General features: G+C 68.8%; 23 protein-coding genes and 1 tRNA gene. 8 read left to right on the top strand and 16 right to left on the bottom strand.

Going from position 1 to position 18,661, the window contains the following annotated elements; genetic code table 11:
* Positions 1 to 133: 133 nt before the first annotated feature.
* The 4 genes from ACFSGX_RS05105 to ACFSGX_RS05090 are packed head-to-tail and all read right to left on the bottom strand — an operon-like array spanning position 134 to position 3,759.
* A complete protein-coding gene (locus tag ACFSGX_RS05105; RefSeq protein ID WP_380927953.1) occupies positions 134 to 658 on the bottom strand; it encodes a 2'-5' RNA ligase family protein in 525 nt (174 codons plus the stop codon).
* Entirely contained in the window at positions 655 to 1,203 is a 549-nt protein-coding gene (locus ACFSGX_RS05100) for a PRC-barrel domain-containing protein (RefSeq protein WP_380927951.1), read from the bottom strand. Before ACFSGX_RS05100 ends, ACFSGX_RS05105 begins: the two co-directional genes overlap by 4 nt.
* A 23-nt stretch (positions 1,204 to 1,226) precedes the next feature.
* Positions 1,227 to 1,796 (bottom strand): nucleotidyltransferase family protein, encoded by a 570-nt coding sequence (locus tag ACFSGX_RS05095; protein ID WP_380927949.1) that lies wholly within the window; start codon positions 1,794 to 1,796, stop codon positions 1,227 to 1,229.
* A 25-nt stretch (positions 1,797 to 1,821) separates the two neighbouring features.
* On the bottom strand, positions 1,822 to 3,759 hold the full coding sequence (locus tag ACFSGX_RS05090) for a potassium transporter Kup (RefSeq protein WP_380927947.1): 1,938 nt from the start codon (positions 3,757 to 3,759) through the stop codon (positions 1,822 to 1,824).
* 396 nt (positions 3,760 to 4,155) lie between these two features.
* On the opposite strand from ACFSGX_RS05090, the gene ACFSGX_RS05085 reads away from it, so the two are divergent.
* A complete protein-coding gene (locus ACFSGX_RS05085) occupies positions 4,156 to 4,377 on the top strand; it encodes a DUF3072 domain-containing protein (RefSeq protein ID WP_157175276.1) in 222 nt (73 codons plus the stop codon).
* Between the two features lie 242 nt (positions 4,378 to 4,619).
* Here the strand turns inward: ACFSGX_RS05085 and ACFSGX_RS05080 are convergent, their stop codons facing one another.
* From ACFSGX_RS05080 to ccmC, 8 genes are all read right to left on the bottom strand, one after another.
* A complete protein-coding gene (locus tag ACFSGX_RS05080) occupies positions 4,620 to 4,802 on the bottom strand; it encodes a hypothetical protein (RefSeq protein ID WP_380927945.1) in 183 nt (60 codons plus the stop codon).
* A 305-nt stretch (positions 4,803 to 5,107) separates the two neighbouring features.
* The gene (locus ACFSGX_RS05075; protein ID WP_380927943.1) at positions 5,108 to 5,743 is read right to left on the bottom strand and encodes a tetratricopeptide repeat protein; all 636 of its coding nucleotides are present in this window, start codon (positions 5,741 to 5,743) and stop codon (positions 5,108 to 5,110) included.
* Positions 5,740 to 6,126, bottom strand: a complete 387-nt coding sequence (locus tag ACFSGX_RS05070; protein ID WP_380927941.1) for a cytochrome c-type biogenesis protein — start codon at positions 6,124 to 6,126, stop codon at positions 5,740 to 5,742. The genes ACFSGX_RS05075 and ACFSGX_RS05070 overlap by 4 nt, the downstream gene beginning before the upstream one ends.
* A gap of 23 nt (positions 6,127 to 6,149) precedes the next feature.
* Complete coding sequence (locus ACFSGX_RS05065) at positions 6,150 to 6,680, bottom strand: redoxin family protein (RefSeq protein ID WP_380927939.1); 531 nt, start codon at positions 6,678 to 6,680, stop codon at positions 6,150 to 6,152.
* A complete protein-coding gene (locus ACFSGX_RS05060) occupies positions 6,677 to 8,602 on the bottom strand; it encodes a heme lyase CcmF/NrfE family subunit (protein WP_380927937.1) in 1,926 nt (641 codons plus the stop codon). Before ACFSGX_RS05060 ends, ACFSGX_RS05065 begins: the two co-directional genes overlap by 4 nt.
* Complete coding sequence (gene ccmE / locus ACFSGX_RS05055) at positions 8,599 to 9,051, bottom strand: cytochrome c maturation protein CcmE (protein WP_380927935.1); 453 nt, start codon at positions 9,049 to 9,051, stop codon at positions 8,599 to 8,601. The genes ACFSGX_RS05060 and ccmE overlap by 4 nt, the downstream gene beginning before the upstream one ends.
* Entirely contained in the window at positions 9,048 to 9,176 is a 129-nt protein-coding gene (locus ACFSGX_RS05050) for a hypothetical protein (protein WP_380927933.1), read from the bottom strand. The genes ccmE and ACFSGX_RS05050 overlap by 4 nt, the downstream gene beginning before the upstream one ends.
* Positions 9,173 to 9,892: a heme ABC transporter permease CcmC gene (gene ccmC, locus ACFSGX_RS05045; RefSeq protein WP_380927931.1), complete on the bottom strand. Its 720-nt coding sequence runs from the start codon at positions 9,890 to 9,892 to the stop codon at positions 9,173 to 9,175. The genes ACFSGX_RS05050 and ccmC overlap by 4 nt, the downstream gene beginning before the upstream one ends.
* Before the next feature lie 92 nt (positions 9,893 to 9,984).
* Here ccmC and ACFSGX_RS05040 point away from each other — a divergent pair, with 92 nt between their 5' ends.
* Positions 9,985 to 10,920: a DMT family transporter gene (locus tag ACFSGX_RS05040; protein WP_380927929.1), complete on the top strand. Its 936-nt coding sequence runs from the start codon at positions 9,985 to 9,987 to the stop codon at positions 10,918 to 10,920.
* Between the two features lie 239 nt (positions 10,921 to 11,159).
* Here the strand turns inward: ACFSGX_RS05040 and ACFSGX_RS05035 are convergent, their stop codons facing one another.
* On the bottom strand, positions 11,160 to 12,203 hold the full coding sequence (locus ACFSGX_RS05035) for a Leu/Phe/Val dehydrogenase (RefSeq protein WP_380927927.1): 1,044 nt from the start codon (positions 12,201 to 12,203) through the stop codon (positions 11,160 to 11,162).
* A gap of 109 nt (positions 12,204 to 12,312) precedes the next feature.
* Positions 12,313 to 12,389, bottom strand: a tRNA-His gene (locus tag ACFSGX_RS05030).
* 119 nt (positions 12,390 to 12,508) lie between these two features.
* Between ACFSGX_RS05030 and ACFSGX_RS05025 the strand changes: the two genes are divergently transcribed.
* The 6 genes from ACFSGX_RS05025 to ACFSGX_RS05000 all read left to right on the top strand — a co-directional run bounded on the left by ACFSGX_RS05025 (position 12,509) and on the right by ACFSGX_RS05000 (position 17,287).
* On the top strand, positions 12,509 to 12,937 hold the full coding sequence (locus ACFSGX_RS05025) for an RrF2 family transcriptional regulator (protein WP_380927925.1): 429 nt from the start codon (positions 12,509 to 12,511) through the stop codon (positions 12,935 to 12,937).
* Between the two features lie 71 nt (positions 12,938 to 13,008).
* Positions 13,009 to 14,037, top strand: a complete 1,029-nt coding sequence (locus ACFSGX_RS05020; protein ID WP_380927923.1) for a sulfate ABC transporter substrate-binding protein — start codon at positions 13,009 to 13,011, stop codon at positions 14,035 to 14,037.
* 91 nt (positions 14,038 to 14,128) lie between these two features.
* Positions 14,129 to 14,956, top strand: coding sequence for a sulfate ABC transporter permease subunit CysT (gene cysT, locus ACFSGX_RS05015; protein ID WP_380927921.1), 828 nt, complete (start codon positions 14,129 to 14,131; stop codon positions 14,954 to 14,956).
* Positions 14,956 to 15,765, top strand: a complete 810-nt coding sequence (gene cysW, locus ACFSGX_RS05010) for a sulfate ABC transporter permease subunit CysW (RefSeq protein WP_380927919.1) — start codon at positions 14,956 to 14,958, stop codon at positions 15,763 to 15,765. Before cysT ends, cysW begins: the two co-directional genes overlap by 1 nt.
* The gene (locus ACFSGX_RS05005; protein WP_380927918.1) at positions 15,765 to 16,781 is read left to right on the top strand and encodes a sulfate/molybdate ABC transporter ATP-binding protein; all 1,017 of its coding nucleotides are present in this window, start codon (positions 15,765 to 15,767) and stop codon (positions 16,779 to 16,781) included. The genes cysW and ACFSGX_RS05005 overlap by 1 nt, the downstream gene beginning before the upstream one ends.
* Positions 16,778 to 17,287 carry a YaiI/YqxD family protein gene (locus tag ACFSGX_RS05000; RefSeq protein WP_380927917.1) on the top strand — a complete coding sequence of 170 codons (510 nt, stop codon included), beginning with the start codon at positions 16,778 to 16,780 and terminating at the stop codon, positions 17,285 to 17,287. Before ACFSGX_RS05005 ends, ACFSGX_RS05000 begins: the two co-directional genes overlap by 4 nt.
* Positions 17,288 to 17,469: 182 nt before the next feature.
* Here the strand turns inward: ACFSGX_RS05000 and ACFSGX_RS04995 are convergent, their stop codons facing one another.
* Entirely contained in the window at positions 17,470 to 18,363 is an 894-nt protein-coding gene (locus ACFSGX_RS04995; RefSeq protein ID WP_380927915.1) for an aldose 1-epimerase family protein, read from the bottom strand.
* Positions 18,360 to 18,563 carry a hypothetical protein gene (locus ACFSGX_RS04990; protein WP_157175260.1) on the bottom strand — a complete coding sequence of 68 codons (204 nt, stop codon included), beginning with the start codon at positions 18,561 to 18,563 and terminating at the stop codon, positions 18,360 to 18,362. Before ACFSGX_RS04990 ends, ACFSGX_RS04995 begins: the two co-directional genes overlap by 4 nt.
* Between the last annotated feature and the right edge of the window lie 98 nt (positions 18,564 to 18,661).

Genomic DNA, 18,661 nt, shown 5'->3' with positions numbered 1-18,661 from the left:
CTTCAGGGGAGGGGTTGGGGTGGGGGCAACAGCACCACAGGCGCAACGGACAAGTCAAAGCGCAACGCCCTCAAAGGTGTCCCGGACTTGATCCGGGATCCAGGGTCACAGACGCCACGCTATCAGTCAGTCGTTACCACCCAAACCCCCACCCAACCCCCCGAAAACTCCGCTTGAACGCCAGCTCCCAGGGCCCGTCGCGGTACCACCACCCCGCCAGCCCGACGATCGCCACCGGCCGCTCGCGCCAGTCCGCCTGCAACGCCGCCAGCAACGCCCGCGCCTCCTCCGGCCGAACCTTGTTCTGGATCGTCACATGCGCGCGCCAGCCCTGCCCGTCCTGCGGCGTCAGCATCGTCGCGAACGCCTCGGCCAGCTCCGCCCGCATCTCGGCAAGCTCCGGGCTCCGCACCCGCAACGCGACCCCGCGCCCCAGATTGATCGGCTCGGCCAGCACCGCCTTCGGTGCCGGCGCCCGACACAACTCTGCCACCCGCCGCTCCAGCTCGTCCGCCACCGACGGCGGCAGGTGATGGAACATCGTCAGATGCGCCGCGATCACGTTCCGCTCCGCCGGAAAATGCGCGCGCCGCAACCCGTCTAAATACCCGAAGTCCGCCGGCCCGAACAACGCCGACAGGATCAGCGGCGCGGTCATGCCGCCACCGCCAGCCCGCGCGCATCCGCCGGGGTCAGGTCCGTCGCCAGCGCATCGTCATGCACCGTCACCGCGGTCCACGGCAGGTGATGCAGCGTCTCGCCCACGCCCGCCAACCCGCCGACACTGACGATCAGGTAATGGATCCGCCCGTCGCGGCAGTCCGCCATCGCCTCCACCGCGGTCGCCACGACGCTCCCGTCCTGCCCCCTCACCGGCCGCCCCTGCATCGCGGTCGCCGCGAACAGCACGGGCACGGACTCGTCCGCGCGGCTCTGCGCGACCGCTGCGGCGGCGCTGTCCTCCACCCGCGCGCGATGCCCCAGCCAGCGCCAGATGCCCACGACGTTGACCAGCGTCAGGAACCCATTCGACCACAGCAGGTTCGCCTGCCCCGACGTCGCCGCCACGATGATCCAGCAAATCGATCCCACCGTGAACACGACGAAGCCCCAGCCCGTCGTCCGCGTGCCCAGATTGGCCGCGGTCATCATCGCCGCCACCATCGTCGCGATCGGCGCGATCCACCCTGCTATGTCTTCCACGCTGCCCTCCTGCTGGAGCGGCCCTAACGCGCCACCCCGCGCTTGGTTACGGCCCGCGCCAGCATCGCGCGCGTATCGACGTCCAGCACGCAACCGCGCGGCCCCGCCACGGTCCGCAACCGCATTCCCCGCCCCGCACCCGCATCGCCCGCCGGCATCCGCGCCAGCGGCAGGCGCAGCACCACCGGATGCCCCGGCCGCCCGCGCCATACCGGCCGCACCCCCGCATCCCCCGGCCGCAACGCCCGCCACAACCGCGCGGCCAGCATCCCCGACACCGCCGGCATGTCGCCCAGCATCACCACCACCTCGCGCTCACGCGGCCGCAACGCCGCCAGTCCAGCGGCAAGGCTCGCCCCCATCCCCCGATCATGATCGCGCGCATGGACCACCGTCGTCCGCGGCCCGCGCACCGCCTGCATCACCCGCGCCCGGTCGGGCCCGGTCACCACCACCACCCGCGCCACGGGGGCGGACCGCGCGATCGCCAGCGTCCGGTCGATCAGGCGCAGGCCCTCCGTGCGCACCAGCAGCTTGTTCGCGCGCCCGAACCGCCGCGAGCTTCCGGCGGCCAGCAGGATCGCTACGCGCAACCCCCGCACTCCCGCCGCACGATCATCAGATCTCGACCTGGCTGCCCAGCTCGACCACGCGGTTCGTCGGCAGCTTGAAGAACTCCATCGCGCTTTCCGCATTGCGCAGCATCCACGCGAACAACTTCTCGCGCCAGATCGCCATCCCCGGCCGCGACGACGCGATCAGCGTCTGCCTTGCAAGGAAGAAGCTCGTGTCCATCATGCGGAACCCGTTCCCGCAACTCTCCACATCCTTCAGCGCGCCCGGCACGTCGGGTTCCTCCATGAACCCGAAACGCAGCACCAGCCGGAAGAACCCCTGCCCCAGATCCTCCATCTGCGTCCGCGCCTTCGTGATCACATAGGGCACGTCCTCGATCTTGACGGTCAGCAGGATCACCCGCTCGTGCAGCACCTTGTTGTGCTTCAGGTTGTGGAGCAACGCATGCGGCACGCCCTCCGCGCTCGATGTCATGAACACGGCGGTGCCGGCCACGCGCGTCGCACTGTTCGCCGCGGACTTCACGAACACCTGCACCGGCATCGCCGACTCGCGCATCCGGTCGATCATCAGCTGCCGCCCGCGTGCCCATGTCGTCAACAGCGTGAACGCGATGAACCCGATCAGCAGCGGGAACCACCCGCCATCGGGCACCTTGGTCAGGTTCGCGCCGAAATACGCCACATCGATGATCGCGAAGATCGCCACCAGGAACCCGGCCCACAGCTTGTTCCAGTTCCACAGGCTGAACAGCACGATCGCGATGAGCGCGGTGTCGATCAGCATCGCCCCGGTCACCGCGATGCCGTACGCCGCCGCCAGGTTGCTCGACGACCGGAACGTCAGCACCAGCAGGATCACCATCACCATCAGCGCCCAGTTGATCGCCGGGATATAGATCTGCCCCGCCGCCTGGCTGCTCGTGTGGACGATGCGCAGCCGCGGGATGAAGCCCAGCTGGATCGCCTGCTGCGTCACCGAAAACGCACCGGAAATCACCGCCTGGCTCGCAATCACCGTCGCCAACGTCGCAAGGATCACCAGCGGCAGACGGAAATTGTCCGGCGCCAGCAGGAAGAACGGATTGTGGATCGCCTGCAGCGCGGCATTCGGCGTCAACGACAGCAGCATCGCGCCCTGCCCAAGGTAGTTGAGCATCAGCGCCGGCAGCACGAAGAACATCCAGGACACGCGGATCGGGTTGCGCCCGAAATGCCCCATGTCCGCATACAGCGCCTCCGCGCCCGTCACGGCCAGCACGACCGACCCCATCGCCAGGAACGCGGTCACGCCCTCGGCATAGAAGAACCGCGCGGCATGCAGCGGGTTCAGCGCCTCGAAGATCGTCGGCGTCTGCACGATATGCAGCAGTCCGAGCCCCGCCAGCACCGTGAAATAGACGAGCATGATCGGCCCGAACAGCAGCCCGACCTTCGCGGTCCCGCGCGATTGAATAAAGAACAGCCCGACCAGGATCGTGATCGCGATCGGCAGCACCAGCGGCGCGAACGCGGTCTCGACCACCGCCAGCCCCTCGACCGCCGACAGCACGGAGATCGCCGGCGTGATCATGCTGTCGCCGTAGAACAACGCGGTCGCGAACACGCCGAGCAGCACGATCCCCTTGGTCCAGCGCCGCTTGCCGCCGCCCTTGCGGTTGATCAGCGCCAGCAGCGCCAGGCTCCCGCCCTCGCCCTTGTTGTCGGCACGCATGATGATGCTGACATATTTGATCGTGACGACCAGCATCATCGACCAGAAGATCAGGCTCAGCACGCCCAGCACATGCAGCCGGTCCGGCGTCAGCGGATGGTGCCCCGCGAACGTCTCGCGGAACGCATAGAGCGGGCTCGTCCCGATATCGCCGAACACGATGCCGATCGCACCGACCGCCAGCTTCGCGATGCCCTGCTCACCATGGCCGTGCGCGGGTTCGCCCCCGACGCTCACTTCGGCAGCGCCGGTTTCGGAAACGCTCATCGACCGACCAAAATCCGCATGATGCCGTGCAGGTCCCCTCGCCGCCGTCAGGCAGCGTCCCGCCGCCCCTAGCACTCGCCATACCGCGCTGCAACGCACCCACTATCGCCGCCTGCCGGAGCGACCCTGCCGCACCCCGCCCCTGGAAAAAGCCGCGTCCCGCCTCCGCGACGAAACGTCGACCGCCGTGCTTCTTCGTGCACAATCATGGCAACGAGTATCCGAACCCGCCGAACCAGAGTGCAATATTGATACAAGTTATCGAAATAACCGGCCGGAGGCGGCGTTCGACCCATCCGCGGCCCCACCGAACCGCGCTGCGATAATCATAAATCACATGGGCCGAACCGGAACGCAAAGCGAACATCGGCGTTCTCCCCGCAGCCATCAGGAAGGATGCTCATGACCACCGAAAATCCGAAAACCCATCCGACCTCGAACGCCGAAAAAGACCCGTCCGACTGGACCACGGGCGACGAGGCAATGACCGGCGCACAGGCGTCCTACCTCAAGACGCTGAGCGAAGAAGCCGGCGAAGAATTTGACGACAGCCTCACCAAGGCCGACGCCTCGAAGAAGATCGACGAGCTCCAGGCCAAGACAGGCCGCGGCCAGTAAAACCGAAACCGGGGGGCGATTTGCCCCCCGATTTTGTTTCGGGTCCGGTTCTTATCGATAAGTTGCTAGTGCGATCGGTCAGCACTGCGTGCCTGTCGCCCCGAAACATGACCGGCCTATACACCTGAAAAATCGCGACCTTACAGTTCGTGGCGCCAGTCCGGTCGCTCGCTTAGACATGGCCCGCTATTCCGAAAAACCGCGCGACGACATCCGCGGCGTTCTGACGGCCGGCAACATCCTCACCCCCGACGCCACTCGTTTACGGCACGTTCGGCCATGGCGGTCAGCGTGAGGCGATCTCCGACACCGAACCCGGCATCGACCGCGACGGTGCACAACGCCCCCAGTCCAGCTTCGCCGTCGGTACCGGCGCGGAAGATACGTTCTGACCGCGCGCCGGACCCCAGATCGACGTCGACCATCTCGACAATGACATGAGCACGATCCTGCTCGGTGTCCCGACCCGCTTCTGACGCAAAGTGCCGTCGAACGCGCTCACGCTACCCGACCTCCTCTGAGTTCATTGCGTGGTCACGATTCCAACCCCGTTTGGTTCGAGCCTGTCGAGAACCTGGCGCAGGGTTATCGCTCGCCCGCAACCAAACGGAACCGGACTCTGCTGGACCTGCAATCATCGCGCTCCAGACCGATCCGATGTCGTCCCGCTTGAGCATGCGACGACCTCGGCCAAGGCCAGTCAGGTGACTTGACGCAACGCCGCCAACGGTCAGCGCTCCGCGTCACTCGCCAACAACGCATCCACCGCCCGGACGCGCAGCGCCAGGTCCGCCCGCCACGGCGCATTGGCCGGCGTCCGCGCAAGCAACCCGGCCCACGCATCCCGCGCCCGATCGACCTGCCCCGACCCGGCATAGGCCAGCCCCAGGAAGAAGGGCGGGCCCGGGTGCAGCGGCGATGCCTTCGCCGCCCGCGCGAACGCCAGTTCCGCCGCCGGCGTCACCAGCCCGTTGGCATGCGCGACCAGCGCGTTGCCCATCCCAGTCCACAGGTCCGAACTGCGCGGCCGTCGCACCAGCGCCCCGCGCAGCACGCCGATCGCATACAGGTCCAGCCCCTGCCGCTGGAACGCGTCCGCCGTGGTCAGCACCTGCGCATCGCCGGTGAACCGCTCGAACATCGTCTCGCGCAGCTTGCCATAGTCGCTGTTCGCCCGCGCCACGTCGGCGCGCGGCGGCGTCGGCCGCCCCGCCAGTCCCGGCTGCCCCTGCCACGCATAGCCCGCCAGCGCGAGCAGCAGCACCGCGCCGAGCAGCTCGACACCCCCGCGCGGAAACCGCCCGAACCGCGCCAGCCCAACGCCGACCACCCCCGCCAGGACGATCAGGATCACCCAGCCCGTCACGCGCCGCGCCCCCGCCGCCGGAAACTGCCACGCGCGACGAACGCGCCGACGACCAGCAGCAGCACCGGCAGCGCCCACAACGGCCACGTCACCGCGTTCAGCGGCGGGTCGTACGTCACCCAGTCCCCGTAACGCTGCACCAGCCATGCCCGGATATCCTCCGGCCGCTCGCCCGCCGCGATCCGCCGCCGGACCAGCGCGCGCATGTCGCCCGCCATATCCGCATCGGAATCGGCGATCGACTGCCCCTGGCACACCAGGCAACGCAGCGTCTGCATCAACGCCGTCGCGCGCGCCTCCGCCGCCGGGTCGGGCAACTGCGTATCGCTCAATGCGGCAGGCGGCACGCCGGACTGCGCCGCCGCCATCACGGGCGCCGTCATCAATGCCAAGGCAATCGCAAACCTCATCGCAGCGCCTGCACCGCAGCGACCAGCCCGGCCACATCCTCCGGTCGGATATCGCCGATTTTCTGCGCCCGGATGATGCCGCGCCCGTCCACCACGAACGTCTCCGGCACGCCCGACGATCCGAGCGCCATCTGCACCCGGCTGTCCGTATCGCTGCCGATCGCGCGATAGGGATTGCCGTAGCGCGCCAGGAACCGGTCGACGTCCGCGCGCGTGTCGCGGATCGCGATTGCGTCGATCGGCACGCCCGCCTTGGCCAGCGCCGCCAGCTGCGGCGCCTCCGCCGCGCACGGCACGCACCAGCTGGCGAACACGTTCACCAGCCGCGCGCCGCCGGCCGTCGCGCTCAACCCCGGCCGCGACGCAGACGCCGCCGGCAAAGCGATAGCCGGCATCGGCTGCCCCACCAGCCGCGACACGATCGTCCGGTCCGCCGGCCGCAGCAGCCCGCCCGCGACAAGCCCCAGGAACAGCAGGAACGCCACCAACGGCACCCACAACAGCCAGCGCACACCCGCCTTGGTCATGCGTACTGCTCCACCATCCGTGACCGCCGCTCGCGCAGCACCCGCCCGATCAGCGACAGCAGACCGCCGAGCGCCACGAGCCCACCACCCAGCCAGATCAGCGTCACATAGGGTTTCCACCACAGCCGCAACTGCCAGCGCCCTTGCTCGTCCGCCTTGCCCAGCACGACGTAGAGCTGCCCGTCCAGCACGGTCCGGATCGCCGCCTCGCTCGTCTCGGTCGGCGGCGCGGAGAACGCCCGCGCCTGCGGACGCATCACATAACCCGCATCGTCGCCGCGCCGCGCCGTCAGCGTCCCCTCGATCGCGGTCCAGTTCTCGCCCGCGATCGGCTCCACCCCGTCGAACCGCAGCGCCCACGGCCCCACCCGGTGCGTCTCCCCCGGCCGCGCCGCGACCAGCGTCTCCTGCGTAAAGGCCGCCTCCGACGCCATGCCCGCAAGCGCCACCGCGATGCCGAGATGCGCCACGACCATCCCGTAGGTGAACAGCGGCGTCCGCCACAGCTTGCGCTTCCACAGCGGCGCGACGCTCGCCACCGCCGCCCCCGCCGCCACGGTCAGCCCAAGCAGCGGCAGCACCCGGATCCCCGGCGCACGCAGCCACACCGCAACGCAGGCCACCACCGCGACCACGATCGGCACCGCCATCCGCTTCAGCACCGCGACCCCATCGTCACGCCGCCACCGCACCAGCGGCCCCGCCCCCATCATCGCCACCAGCACCAGCGCCAACGGCCCAGCCGCCGCATTGAAATAAGGCGGCCCGACCGACAGCTTGCCCCCCGTCAGCCCCTCGACCGCCAGCGGATACAGCGTCCCGATCAGCACCACGCCCAGGATCGCGGACAGCAGCAGGTTGTTCGCCACCAGCGCCCCCTCCCGGCTGACCGCGTCGAACCGCTGCCCCTCGCGCACCGTCCCGACGCGGAGCGCGAACAGCGCCAACGCCCCACCGATATAGATCGCCAGCAACGCAAGGATGAACCCGCCCCGCGTCGGATCGACCGCGAACGCATGCACGCTGGTCAGGATGCCCGACCGCACCAGGAACGTCCCCACCATGCTCATCGAAAAGGCGATCACCGCCAGCATGATCGTCCACGCGCGCAACCCGTCACGCGTCGCCAGCACCGTCACCGAATGGAGCAAGGCGGTCGCCGCCAGCCACGGCATCAGCGAGGCGTTCTCGACCGGATCCCAGAACCACCAGCCGCCCCAGCCGAGCTCGTAATAGGCCCAGTAACTCCCCGCCGTGATGCCCAACGTCAGGAAGATCCACGCCCCCAGCACCCACGGCCGCATCGCCCGCGCGAACACCGGCCCCACGTCGCGCGTCACCAGCGCGCCGACCGCAAACGAGAACGCCACCGACAACCCGACATAGCCGAAATACAGCGTCGGCGGATGGAACGCCAAGCCCGGGTCCTGCAACAGCGGATTGAGCCCCAGCCCCTCCGCCGGCGCCGGGTCCAGCCGCGCGAACGGGTTCGACGCGAACAGCAGGAACGCGAAGAACCCGATCGCGATGAACGCCTGCGCGCCCAGCGTCGCGACCAACGTCCGTTCCGCCAACCGCCGCTCCAGCAAAGCGACCGCCGCCCCCGCCAGCCCCAGCACCGCCACCCACAGCAGCATCGACCCCTCATGGTTCCCCCACGTGCCGGCGAAGCGGTACAGCAAGGGCTTCTGGCTATGGTCGTTCGCCGCCACCAGCGCGACGGACAGGTCGACCCGCACGAACAGCGCGATCAGCGCCGCGAACGCCAGCATGGTCAGCGCACCCTGCACCACCGCCACCGACCGCACCGGCACCAGCAGCGCATCGCGCCCGCCGGTCAGCCCGATCGCCGACAGCGCGAGCTGCAACACCGACAGTGCCGCCGCCAGCCACAGCGCGGCAAGGCCGAACTCCGCGATCACGTCCTGCCGCCCTTCGCCGGCGCGATACTCTCGGACTTGTGCATCTCGCCCGCCACCTGCGGCGGCATGTAGCGTTCGTCATGCTTGGCCAGGATGTTCGTCGCGACGAACCCGCCGCCGGGCACGAACGCCCCCTCTGCCACCACGCCGCTATTTTCCTTGAACAAATCCGGCACGATCCCGGTGTAGCGCACCGGCACCGTCTGCGCGCCGTCCGTCACGACGAAGCGGATCGTCACCCCGTCGGCCGCACGCACGATCGACCGGTCCGCCACCATTCCGCCCAGCCGCACCGCACGCCCCGGCTGCACGCCGTCCCGCACCGCATCGCTCGGCGTATAGAAATAGGCCGCCTGATCCTTGAGCGCGGACATCGCCAGCAACGCCGCGCCGACGACCGCAACGATCGCCAGCACCGCCAGCGTCAGCCGCTGATGCTTCGCCTTCATTTCTTCAGCACCGCGTCGGCGCGCCGCTCCGCCCGCCGCATCGCGACATGCGCCCACAGGCACAGCGCACCCGTCCCACCGGTCACGATGGCATAGGCGGCGATCACGAACGGCCAGGGGTTCATGCGCGCGCCATCCGCCGCAACCGCGCCTCGACCTTGGCGTCCGCCAGCATCGCCCGCATCCGCATCAGCACCACCGCGGTAAAGATCAGCGTGAACCCCACCACCACGATCGGCAGCGGCCACAGGATCGCCCCGTCGATCGTCGTCCCTGTCAGGCTGATGCTCTGCCCCTGATGCAGCGTCCGCCACCACACCACGGAATAGCGGATCACCGGCACGTTCACCGCGCCGACGATGCCGAAGATCGCCACGATCCGCTGCCCGCCCGCCCCGCGATCGGCATAGGCCTGCGCCAGCGCGATATAGCCGAGGTAGAGGAAGAACAGCACGAGCATCGACGTCAGCCGCCCGTCCCATTCCCACCACGTTCCCCAGGTCGGCCGGCCCCAGATCGATCCCGTCGCCAGGCACAGCGCCGCGAACACCGCCCCCGGCACCGCCAGCGCGCGCCCCGCGACCGCCGCCAACGGATGCCGCCACACCAGCTGCATCAGGCTCGCCAACGCGATCCCGGTCCAGCCCGCCATCCCCAGCCACGCGGCCGGCACATGGACGTACAGGATCCGCACGCTGTCCTTCTGCAGATAGTCCGCCGGCGTCAGCCACAACCCGCTGGCCAGCCCGACCAGCGACAGCAGCACGCCGCCCCACAACGCCCACGGCGTCACCGGCCGGGCGATCCCCAGAAATCTGGTCGGGTTGGCGAAAGCGTGCATGTTTCATCGCTGCATAGAGGCTGTTCGCCGCCCGTGAAAGAACCGATCGCGCTTGCCGCACCGGGAGTCGCCCGCCTAGACGCCCGCCCGACATGCCGAACCCCACCCCATTGCCCGCGACCCCCGCAAAGGTCGCGCCCGCCGCCGATCGCCCATTGCTCGGCATCGCGCTCCGGCTCGGCTCGGCCTCCTGTTTCGCGATCATGGCGGTCGCGCTCAAACTGTCGAGCGAACGCGGCGTCACCGCGCCGGAAATGATCCTCTACCGCAACGGCTTCGGCCTGCCGGTCCTGCTCGCCTGGGTCCTGCTCGGCCCCGGCCTCGGCGCGCTCCGCACCAAGCGGCCGCTCGCCCACCTGACCCGCTCCGCCATCGGCCTCGTCTCTATGGTCCTCACCTTCGAGGCGCTGATCCTGCTGCCGCTGGCGGAGGCGACGACGATCACCTTCGCCGCCCCGGTGTTCGCGACGATCCTGTCGGTCTTCGTGCTGTCCGAACGCGTCGGGCGTTACCGCTGGGCGGCGGTCGCGATGGGCTTCACCGGCGTCCTGATCGTGATGCAGCCGGGCAGCGACGCACTCCCGATCGTCGGCGTCGCGGTCGCGGTCGCCGCCGCGGTCGGCCAGGCCGGCGTCGCCATCACGCTCCGCCAGATCGGCAAGAGCGAGGGCATCGCCGCGATCGTGTTCTGGTTCACCGTCGCCACCACCGTTGCCGGCCTCCTCGCCCTCCCCTGGTTCGGCCAACGCCACGACGCCACGACCTGGGCGCTGCTCGTCGCCGCCGGCGTGGTCGGCATCGCCGGACAGCTCATGATGACCGCCTCGCTGCAACACGCGCCCGTCGCCGTCGTCGCCCCGCTCGACTATCTCCAGATCCTTTGGGCCACGCTCTTCGGCTGGCTCGTCTTCGCCCACGCGCCCGTCGCGACGACGTTGCTGGGCGCGGCACTCGTGGTCGCCGGCGGCCTCCTGACCGCCTGGCGCGAACATTATCTGCGGCGGACGGTGACGGCACCCAGCCTCTAGCCAGCGCCCTTTTGTCCGAACCACCAACCACCGTTCGTGCTGAGTAGAGACCGAGTAGCGCCTTTGCGCGTATCGAGGGCTCGTATCGAAGCATCGCGCAGCCCCTTCGATACGGGCCTTCGACTGCGCTCAGTCCCTACTCAGGACAAGCGGGTGGGGCGGGAGAATGAGCCCCCAACTACACGGTCATCCCGGACCTGATCCGGGATCCCGCTGCCTTCTCTCGAACAGCGCCCGCGCTACCGACCGATCAGCCGCTGCGCCATCCGGTCGGAAACCGCGGCCGCGCTGTCGCCGCTGGCGTCGCTCTCGTCCCAGATCGCGTTCAGCCGCTCCGGGATCGCCGCGATCCGCGCTTCCACCGCATCGCGGTCGCCCTGCCCGAGATATTCCACCCCGACGCTCATGATCCCGCCCGCGTTGATCACATAATCCGGCGCATACAGGATGCCGCGCGCCTGCAACCGCCCGCCGTCCGCCGGGGTCTCCAGCTGGTTGTTCGCCCCGCCCGCCACGATCGGCGCGGACAGCCCGGCGATCGTCGCCTCGTCCAGGATCGCGCCCAGCGCGTTCGGGCTCACCACGTCCGCCTCGACGCGCAGGATGTCCGCCGCCGCAACCGCCCGCCCGCCCAGCTCCTCGGCCAGCCGCGCCGCACGGTCCGCATCGACATCCGCCAGCGTCAGCTTCGCCCCACGCGCCGCCAGCCGCCGCGCCAGCCCGCCGCCGACCGACCCCACGCCCTGAATCGCGACATGCACGCCGTCCAGATCGCGCTTCAGCCGCCGCCGCACCGCCGCTTCGATCCCCAGGAAGATGCCCTGCGCCGTGAACGGCCCCGGATCGCCACCGGCGGCACCGCCCTCGGCCGGCAGGCCCGACACGAACCGCGTCTGCTCGCGCACCGCGACCATGTCGGCCAGCGTGATGCCGACATCCTCCGCGGTCACATAACGACCACCCAGCGAATCGACCGCTCGCCCGAACGCGGCGAGCAGTTCGGGCGACTTGCCCCGCGCACCGTCCGCCAGGATCACCGCCTTGCCGCCACCCAGCGGCAGCCCGGCCATCGCATTCTTGTAGCTCATGCCGCGCGACAGGCGCAGCACGTCGGTCACTGCCAGTTCGGCATCGTCATACGCCCAGTACCGCGTGCCGCCGGCCGCCGGCCCAAGCGTGGTCGAATGGATCGCGATGACCGCGGTCAGGCCGCTCGCCCGATCCCGGAAGAAATGCAGACCCTCATGGTCGTCATAATCCAGATAGTCCCACGGGGCGGTCATGGCCGAAATCCTAACGCGACATTATATTGCGAATGGAGGCAATAATGTTCGGACACGCGCGATACCAGCCCAAAAAGGCCGATCGCGCTGTCGGGAATATCAGGGGGGATGGGGCGGCCAACGGGGATTGAACCCGCAACCTCCGGTACCACAAACCGGCGCTCTAACCAATTGAGCTATGGCCGCCACATCGTCGACGCTGCGGCGCACGGCCGCATGTCGTCCCGCGCCCCTACATCCGGCCATCACGAAACGCAAGCGGGCCGCTTGGCTTCGATATCCCGACCCCCTAGATAGACAATCACATGTTATCGCAACGCACCCGCTACGCCGCCCGCGCGCTCCAGCATCTTGCCGACCGTTATGGCGAGGGGCCGGTCCAGCTGACCGAGATCGTCGCGGCGCAGAATATTCCCGCCAAGTTCCTGACCGTCATCCTGTCCGAGATGAAACGCGCGGGCCTGGTCGAAACGATGCGCGGCAAGGTCGGCGGCTACTGGCTCGCCCGCCCGCCGGAGGAAGTGACCTACGGCGATATCGTCCGGCTGACGCGCGGCTCGCTGGCGCTCGTTCCCTGCGCCAGCCGGCTCAACCATGCGCCGTGCGACAATTGCCTGGACGAGGACGAATGCCGCCTGCGCGCCGTCATGCTCACGGTGCGGGACGAGACCGCCAATATCCTCGACCGGATCCGCCTGTCCGATAAACCGCCCGTCGAAAAGCTTATGGTTTGATCGCTGACAGTTTTGCCTGTTCGCCAAGCGGCCGGGACCCGGAATACCAGACTGCCGGAAAGGGGATCATCATGACGCGACCGACCAAGGCCAGACTGACGATCGCGCTGGCCCTCGCCGCGCTCGCGACGCTCCCCGGCTGCTCCGGCGGCAGCAAGACGGACGGCAGCACGCTGCTGAACGTCAGCTACGATCCCACGCGCGAACTCTACCGCGGCATCAACGCCGCCTTCATCGCCGACTGGAAGGCGAAGACTGGCAAGCCGCTGTCGATCCGGATGAGCCATGGCGGCTCCGGCAAGCAGGCGCGCTCGGTCGCCGACGGGCTGGAGGCCGACGTCGTGACGCTGGCACTCGCCTATGACATCGACATCCTGGCCGATCGCAAATTGCTCGCGCAGGACTGGCAGGCGAAACTGCCCGACCACAGCGCGCCTTATTACTCCACGATCGTGTTCCTCGTCCGCAAGGGCAACCCGAAGAAGATCCGCGACTGGGCCGATCTGGTGAAGCCCGGCGTGTCCGTCATCACGCCGAACCCCAAGACGTCCGGCGGCGCGCGCTGGAACTACCTCGCCGCCTGGGGCTACGGACGCCAGGCCGGCGGGTCGGACGCCGCCGCGCGCGACTATGTCACGCGGCTCTACAAGAACGTCCCCGTGCTCGACTCCGGCGCGCGCGGCTCCACCACCACCTTCGCCGAACGCGGCTTGGGTGACGTGCTGCTCGCGTGGGAGAACGAGGCGATGCTGGCCCGCGACGAAATGGGCCGCGGCAAGTTCGACATCGTCGTCCCCTCCGTCTCGATCCTGGCGGAACCGCCCGTCGCGGTGGTCGACGCGAACGCGCAGCGCCACGGCACCGCCGCGGTGTCGAAGGCCTATCTTGAATTCCTCTACACCCCGGCCGCGCAGGACCTGATCGCCAAGGCGCACTACCGCCCGCGCGACCCCCAGGTCGCCGCGCGCTACGCCTCCAAATTCCCGCAGACCAAGCTGCTCACCATCGACGGCGACTTCGGCGGTTGGCGCAAGGCGCAGACCACCCACTTCGCCGACGGCGGCACCTTCGACGCCATCTACCGCCCCACGGGCCGCTGAACGCTCGAATGCAGAAGGTTCTCGACAGGCTCGAACCATACGGGTCTGCACGCCCGTCGAGAACCGGTCGCACGCGCCGGGCTGACACCCCATGAGCCGCGCCAAACGCTCGGTCCTGCCCGGTTTCGGCCTGACCCTCGGCCTGACGCTCGCCTATCTGTCGATTGTCGTGCTGATCCCGCTGTCGACCGTCTTCCTCAAATCCGCCGGCATGGGCCCTGCCGACTTCGCGCGCGTCGCCTTTTCCGAACGAGCGGTCGCCGCCTACCGGCTGAGCTTCGGCACGGCGCTCGCCGCCGCTGCGGTCAACGCGGTGTTCGGCATGCTCGTCGCCTGGGTGCTGGTCCGCTACCGCTTCATCGGCCGGCGGTTCGTGTCGGCCATCGTCGACCTGCCCTTCGCGCTCCCCACCGCGGTCGCCGGCATCGCGCTCACCGCGCTCTGGGCGGCGGACGGCTGGATCGGCCAGTATCTCGCCCCGCTTGGCATCAAGGTTGCCTACACCTCGCTCGGTGTCACGATCGCGCTCGTCTTCGTCGGCCTCCCCTTCGTCGTGCGCTCGGTCGAACCGGTGCTGGAGGATGTCGGCCGCGATCTGGAGGAGGCCGCCGCCTCGCTCGGCGCCGGCCGCTTCACCATCTTCCGCCGCGTCATCCTCCCCGCGATCGGCCCCGCGCTTCTCACCGGCTTCGCGCTCGCCTTCGCGCGCGGCGTCGGCGAATATGGCTCGGTCATCTTCATCGCCGGCAACCTGCCGTACAAGACCGAGATCGCCCCGCTGCTGATCGTCACCCAGCTCGAACAATATGACTATGCCGGCGCCACCGCGATCGCGACCGTCATGCTGCTGCTCGCCTTCGCGATGCTGCTGGCGGTCAACCTGACGCAGGTGTGGCGCCGTCGCCGCATGGAGCGCTGATGACCCGCGCCGCCCTCATCGCCGCCGCACTCGCCTTCCTCGGACTGTTCGTGCTGATGCCGTTCGTCGCCGTCTTCGTGGAGGCGTTCCGCGACGGCATCCCCACCTACCTCGCCCAACTCGCCGAGCCCGACGCGATGGCCGCGATGCGCCTGACGCTCCTCGTCGCGGCGATCAGCGTGCCGGCCAACATCGTGTTCGGCATCGTCGCGGCTTGGTGCATCACCAAGTTCGAATTTCGCGGCAAGGGCCTGCTCATCACGCTGATCGACCTGCCGTTCTCCGTCTCGCCGGTCGTCGCGGGGCTCATCTACGTGCTGCTGTTCGGCATCAACGGCTGGTTCGGCCCCTGGCTTCAGGCGAACGGGGTGGAAATCATCTTCGCCGTCCCCGGCATCGTGCTTGCGACGATCTTCGTCACCTTCCCGTTCGTCGCGCGCGAACTGATCCCGCTGATGGCGGAACAGGGCCGCGACGACGAGGAAGCGGCCATCTCGCTCGGCGCGACGGGGTGGCAGACCTTCTGGCACGTCACGCTGCCCAACATCCGCTGGGGGCTGCTCTACGGCGTGCTGCTCTGCAACGCGCGGGCGATGGGCGAATTCGGCGCGGTGTCGGTCGTGTCGGGCCATATCCGCGGGCTGACCAACACGATGCCGCTCCACGTCGAAATCCTGTACACCGAATATAATTTCGTCGGCGCCTTCGCGGTCGCCTCGCTGCTCGCGGTGCTGGCGCTCGTCACCCTGGTGGTGAAGACGCTGCTCGAATGGCGCTACGGCGATCAGATCCAGGGGATCGGACACTGATGGGCATCACCGTGACCGGGGTCGCCAAGACCTTCGGCAGTTTCGCCGCACTGCACGGCATCGATCTCGACGCGCAACCGGGCGAGTTCCTGGCACTGCTCGGCCCTTCCGGCTCGGGCAAGACCACGCTGCTGCGGATCATCGCCGGGCTGGAATTTCCCGACACAGGCACCGTCGCGTTCGATAACGAGGACGTCACCGGCCGCCCCGTGTCCGAACGCGGCGTCGGCTTCGTGTTCCAGCAATATGCGCTGTTCCGCCACATGACCATCGCGGACAACATCGCGTTCGGCCTCACCGTCCGCCCGCGCCGCGACCGCCCCGCGAAAGCAGAGATCGCCCGCCGCGTCGACGAACTGCTCGATCTCGTCCAGCTCCCCGGCCTCGGCGGCCGCTACCCGGCCCAACTGTCGGGCGGCCAACGCCAGCGTGTCGCGCTCGCCCGCGCGCTCGCGGTCGAACCGCGCTTCCTGCTGCTCGACGAACCATTCGGCGCGCTCGACGCAAAGGTCCGCAAGGACCTCCGCCGCTGGCTGCGTGGCCTCCACGACCGGCTCGGCCTCACCTCCATCTTCGTCACACACGATCAGGAGGAGGCGCTCGAACTCGCCGACCGCGTCGTCGTGATGGATCACGGCGTGATTGAACAGGTCGCACCCCCGGCCGACATCTACGATGGCCCGGCCTCCGCCTTCGTGTTCGGCTTCGTCGGCGAATCGAACTGCCTGCCCGTCACCGTCCGCGCCGGCCGCGCCTGGCATCACGACGTCGATCTCGGCGCTGCCGAGGCCCCGGACGGCCCCGCCAACGCCTGGTTCCGCCCGCATGACGTCGTGGCGGACGACACCGGCATCCCCGCGAAGATCCTGCTCGCCCGCCCGAAAAACGGCCTGACCCGGATCGAGGCGCAGGTCGCCGGCATCGACAAACCGTTCGAGGCCGACCTCGCCACCGCCCCCGCCGTCGGCGCGACGGTCCACCTCCGCCCCACCCGGTTCCGCATCTTCCCGGCATGACCGACGACGCGCTGCCCCGGCCCTGCATCCTGGTCGATGCCGACGCCTGCCCGGTGAAGGATGAAATCTACCGCGTCGCGCGCCGCCACGCGGTCGCGGTCCGCGTTGTCGCCAACCAGATGATCCGCGTGCCGCCCGACCCCGACTTCGCGCGCATCATCGTCGGCGACGGGTTCGACGCGGCCGACGACTGGATCGCCGAACGGGCCCAGGCGACCAGCATCGTCATCACCTCCGACATCCTGCTGGCCGAACGCTGCGTCAAATCCGGCGCCGTCGTGATGGGGCCCGACGGCCGCCCCTTCGACCGCGCCCGCATCGGCGGCGCCGTCGCCATGCGCGCCCTCATGGCCGACCTCCGCGCCATGGGCAGCGTCACCGGCGGCCCCGCCCCGTTCTCGGCCCGCGACCGCTCGGCTTTCTTGCAAGCGCTCGACGGCGCGGTGGTGAAGCTGAAGCGCCAATCCCGCGCCGCCCCGGGCACGGCTCCGGCGCCTCCCCTATAATCTTTCTCGCCCCCCACCCCGTTCGGTTCGAGCCTGTCGAGAACCCTGCGCAGAGTTCTCAACAGGCTCGAACCAAACGGACTTAGGAAAGTAGCTCCGCCCATCCCGAGCGAAGTCGAGGGGGCCCTTCGAGCGAAGTCGAGAAGCCAACAACTCCCGTCAGACCACGCTAGAAGATAAGCTTAGGCACTAACCCCAAACTCCATCTGCATCGCAAACACCCGCGTCGCACCCGAAGCCACCTCGACCACCCCAGGCTTGGCCCGGAAGTCGCCAGCATACCCGTCGGGATCGGCCATCCCCTGCCAGGGCTCGATGCACAGATACCCCGCCCCCGGCTTCGTCCAGATCCCCAGGTCCGGCATGCCAGGAAAATCCACCCGCACACCCTTGCCGCCGGCCCCGCCATACCAGAGCCCGCGGCTCCGCACGTCCTCGAAGATCACCGCATCCACCGCGAACAGCTCGTCGCGCAGCGTCAGCATGTGGCCCTCAACGGGCGACGTGAACCGCTCCGCCGCGATCAGCCCGTCCGGCGTCACCGTCCGCACCGCTTCCGGCTCAAGCGCATCGAACCGCACCACATGCTCGCCCCGCTCCGCCCCGTAAGGCAGCGGCCAGCGCAACGCCGGGTGGAACCCGAACGACGCCGGCAACGAAACTTCGCCCGGATTGGTCAAGGTCGCGGTCATCGCCAACCGATGCCCAGCAACCTCGAACCGCATCTCGAGCGAGAAGGCGAACGGATACACCGCCCGCGTCGCGTCACTGTCCGTCAGCCGGAACAGCACGAAATCAGCACCCGTCTCGACAACCTCGAACCGACTCCTGCGTGCAAACCCATGCTTCTCGAGCGCATACTCCGCGCCATCGACACGGTAGTGCCCGCCGGCCACAGCCCCCACGATCGGGAACAGCAACGGCGCACGCCCCGTCCAGAACTTCGGATCGCCGTCCCACAACAGGTCGCGACCTTCGTCGTCGACGATCCGCCGCAACTCCGCCCCGTCCGGACTGACCGTCACGGTCAGCCCGTCCGAAGCGATCACGACATCCCCGGTCTTCTCACCGCTCACGACGTAACGTCATGGTCCTGCGGGCCGTCCGTTCCGCCCGTACCGCCGGTCCCGCCGTCGCTGCCTGGGTCCTCCATCGGCGAACGGCCGTCGTCCTTGTGATCCTCCCGCGCCGGCGTCTGGTTCTCGTCGAACGGGTTGGGCGTGTCGTCCGGGCCGGCCGGTGGGCTGTCGGGGTTCTGGTCGGGAAAGCTCGCCATGATGCGCTCCTGTCACGGTTTGTGCGCATTGAACGCGCTACCCGCGACGCGGGTCCACGCGTGTCTGCGTGCTTGCTTGGCAGGCCTTCCCTGTTATA

Source organism: Sphingomonas arantia, assembly GCF_042682045.1.
Classification (GTDB): Bacteria; Pseudomonadota; Alphaproteobacteria; order Sphingomonadales; family Sphingomonadaceae; genus Sphingomonas_R; species Sphingomonas_R arantia.
The sequence above is the reverse complement of the archived record's forward strand: the minus strand, read 5'-3'. Positions and strand labels throughout refer to the sequence as shown.